Source organism: Maribacter sp. (assembly GCF_016744255.1).
Taxonomy (GTDB): domain Bacteria; phylum Bacteroidota; class Bacteroidia; order Flavobacteriales; family Flavobacteriaceae; genus Maribacter_B.
Map to the genome: position 1 here is coordinate 1 of NZ_JADGES010000177.1, position 2,110 is coordinate 2,110.

Below are 2,110 nucleotides of genomic sequence, written 5' to 3' on the forward strand. Positions count from 1 at the left end.
GGTACTACAGGGATACCTAAATCGGTTATAAATTTTTCGGTTCCTCCTGTAGAATAAATAGTTATTCCAAGTTCGTTGAACTTTCTTACAATAGGTTCTAATCCGTCTTTGTGGAATACAGATATTAAGGCTGAAGTGGCTTTTTTGGTGCTCATTTTTACGTACTTATAGTTAAAGTTCTAAGCATGCAAAAGTAATTTTTTTGAAACAAAAAAGCGGATCAGGTTATTAACAAAAAGCTAAAGTTTTAAAGAATTTGTGATACTTGGTCATTTACATACTCTAAAAAGCGCTCATCTTCCGTAGAAAAGGGATTTGGGGTATTAGAGTCTATGTCTATTTGTCCTATGTTTTTTCCATTTTTAAAGAGTGGAACAACAATTTCTGCTTTAACCGTTATACTGCAGGCTATATAATTGTCTTGTGCGGCAACATCGGGCACTACAAAATTGGTGTTACTTTCTGCTACTTGCCCACAAATACCTTTGCCAAAAGGAATAATAGAGTGGTCGGTAGGAGCGCCTGCATAGGGGCCAAGTTTAAGTTCTTTCTTATCTCCATTTTTAAAATAAAAACCTACCCAGTCGTAATAGGTTATATTTTCTTTTAAGAGAATACAGATTTTTTTTAATTTTTTATCTACAGTTTTCTCCGGGGCATTGGTAATAGCTGCTACTTGGGTTTTTAATTTATCAAAAATCATACGTAATAATTAAAATTTTTCCATCACTTAAAAAGAGTAAAAGGCAAATTTACAATCTTCTTAGGGTAACTTTTATTTTGTGTTTAGAAAAATAGAAATACAAATAGAAAAAGAAAGAGGGTATCTACAGCTGTAGATACCCTCTTTCTAAAATAATGGTAAAACTTAAGGCTGTAATTTAACATCAAACTCTATAAAGTCTGTATTGCCATAGCCAGCTTTAATATGAGTAATTTTTAAGATACCTTTTTTGTTATAATTATCTACAAACACAACAATATCGCCAACTTTTAGGTTTGTTATGTTTTGGTTGTTCGTTTTTATTACACCATCTAACTCACCAGAAAGTGTTATACCGTCAAAGGCTGCGACATCGTAATTAGATAACCCAAAAAACATTTGGTTTAATGTTTCATCAGCATCCTCTGTAGCGCTAGGTTTAAGTCCTTTTACAGGAAAACCAAAAGTAGCATCATAAGTAGAAGTGGAAGAAAAAGAAGCAAAATGATCTTTAGAAGGGCCAGTAACACCATAATAATATCCAAAATCCCAAAAGGCTCTAAATTCTGGGCCTACATTAATTTTATATACAGTTTCGTTTAGTAAAGAGAAGAACGTTTCGGTTTTTCCATCCACATCTGGAGCAAATAATTTTATTCCAGTAAATTCTCTTACTGTTGCGGCAGGGTTTGTTCCTGTGCCTACTGTTACCGTTATAGTTCCAACGCCAAGAGCTTTTCTTTTGCTTGGGTCTCTAAAATCTCCTTTTCCTGTTGTTGTCCAAAAGCTGTAAACAATAGAGCCGTTATCTATATTTGGTACAGGTAAATTAAAAGTGAAATCTATTTCTTTTTTGGTGGCACCATCTAAATCAATAGAGCCATCTGCTTTTAGAGCTTTCTTTAAATCTTTACTCGTTAATTCAAAATTGTTAAAAGGCATGTCTCCTGCTCCAGACACATTTTGGGTAATATATAATCTACGTTGTGTTGTATTTGTAGAAGTGTAAACTATTCTGCCTGGTACTGATGTTCCGACTTGGCCGTTGGCTTTTGCTGTAAAAATATCTTTAGATGGTGCTCCTTGGTTTATGACTAAAGTAGCGATAGAGTCATCATCGCCAGGGTCTCCGCCTCCTGGGGTTTCAAAAATAGAACCTTCATCACTGCTGCAGCTTACTAAAAATATGCTAAGCGCAATACTAGCTAAACTTATTTTTAAAAATAATTTCATACTCTTTTTCATTTAATGGGTGTTTATAGTTTTAATAAAATGCGGCTATCCGCACATAGCCATATTAACTTTAATGTTTGTGTTTAAGTATGTTTTGTAAGTGTTTTTTTTCGTGTTTATTTGTCTGTAAATTTTAAAAGGTTTTGCTTCAGGTTTTTAAGGATAATTGTTAAT

The 2,110-nt window shown here is 33.5% G+C and carries 2 protein-coding genes and 1 pseudogene; all 3 read right to left on the bottom strand.

Features of this window, described 5'->3' with window-relative positions; translation table 11 throughout:
* A pseudogene (locus tag QZZ51_RS16550) lies at positions 1-155 on the bottom strand (bifunctional phosphoribosylaminoimidazolecarboxamide formyltransferase/IMP cyclohydrolase PurH); the annotation flags it as partial.
* Positions 156-247: 92 nt separating this feature from the next.
* Positions 248-703: a GAF domain-containing protein gene (locus tag QZZ51_RS16555; RefSeq protein ID WP_291871710.1), complete on the bottom strand. Its 456-nt coding sequence runs from the start codon at positions 701-703 to the stop codon at positions 248-250.
* A 165-nt stretch (positions 704-868) separates the two neighbouring features.
* Positions 869-1,936 (bottom strand): hypothetical protein, encoded by a 1,068-nt coding sequence (locus QZZ51_RS16560; protein WP_291871712.1) that lies wholly within the window; start codon positions 1,934-1,936, stop codon positions 869-871.
* Positions 1,937-2,110: the final 174 nt, after the last annotated feature.

Excerpts from the sequence above, each read along its gene's own strand:
- QZZ51_RS16555 (WP_291871710.1), bottom strand. The coding sequence starts at position 703 with ATGATTTTTGATAAATTAAAAACCCAAGTAGCAGCTATTACCAATGCC.
- QZZ51_RS16560 (WP_291871712.1), bottom strand. The coding sequence starts at position 1,936 with ATGAAATTATTTTTAAAAATAAGTTTAGCTAGTATTGCGCTTAGCATA.